At 52.7% G+C, this 1020-nt stretch carries 2 protein-coding genes; both read left to right on the forward strand.

From position 1 onward, the window contains the following. Nucleotides 1-345: ATP/GTP-binding protein (locus ACREAY_RS12150; protein ID WP_431756027.1), on the forward strand; the 345-nt coding region annotated here is incomplete at its 5' end. Then, on the forward strand, nucleotides 346-1020 hold a 675-nt coding region (locus tag ACREAY_RS12155), incomplete at its 3' end, for a homoserine kinase (RefSeq protein WP_431756028.1).

The raw sequence follows: 1020 nt of genomic DNA on the forward strand, positions 1-1020 counted from the left end.
GTACTGGCTTCCTCGCCCATTAACTTCGTATCCATATCGCTGCTTGCTGCATCAGTGAAGTTGCGGCTAAAGACTGCGCAGATAAATGTACTCACAAAGCGTGATCTTGCGCTTGACAAGTCAAAAGACATGCTCGACTGGGCAGGTTCCAGTGCCGCGCTTGAGAATGCTCTTGACAAGGAAAAGGAGGCTGAATACTCGCTGCTTAGTAAAGACCTGGCTCGCAGCCTAAGCAAGACGGGCTTTGCCCAAAGTATCATCGCTGTTTCGAGTCTCACCATGAATGGCATAGTCAACCTTGCTGCCGCCCTTGCACGAACGCTTAATCTCGGAGAGGACAGTTAGGTGCGATTGAGATCCCGGACTGCCGCTGCGCCGTGTTCTACTGCGAACCTTGGTCCTGGGTATGACGTCTTTGGCCTTGCCCTGGACGCGCTTCAAGACACGGTGAAGATCACGGCCGGGAAGGATTCCGGCGGGGGCCCTGGAAGGATCCTAATGACAATTCTTAACAGCGAAACTGCGATCCCCGTCGAAGTAGAAAACAATTCGGCCGGGCTTGTGGTAAAAAAGATGGCCCAGGATTTCGGCATAAGGAACGGACTCCGAGTTACCGTCAAGAAGGGAATTCCTGCCGGCTATGGCATCGGAAGCAGCGCAGCTTCAGCTGCTGCAGCTGCTGTGGCATTCAAATCTCTATACAACTTGAAGATCGATACGGATGCCATGGTAGAGTATGCGGCAGAAGGCGAAGTAGCGAGTGCAGGAACAAAGCATTACGATAATGTCTCGGCTTCTCTACTCGGTGGGTTCGTTATCTCGTGCGTGGCAGGCAGCCGTAGGAATTTCATAAGAATAGCTCCTCCGAAAGATCTTGTGCTTGTAGTAGCAATTCCATCATCGGTGCCTGTGCCTGAAAGAAAGACGCAGCTGGCAAGGAGCGTACTCCCGAAGGAAGTGCCCTTGCACGACGTTGTGCGCAATGTGGCGTCAGCAAGCACAATAGTAGCAGGTATCGCC

The sequence above is a fragment of the Nitrososphaera sp. genome (assembly GCF_050748925.1).
Lineage (GTDB): Archaea > Thermoproteota > Nitrososphaeria > Nitrososphaerales > Nitrososphaeraceae > Nitrososphaera.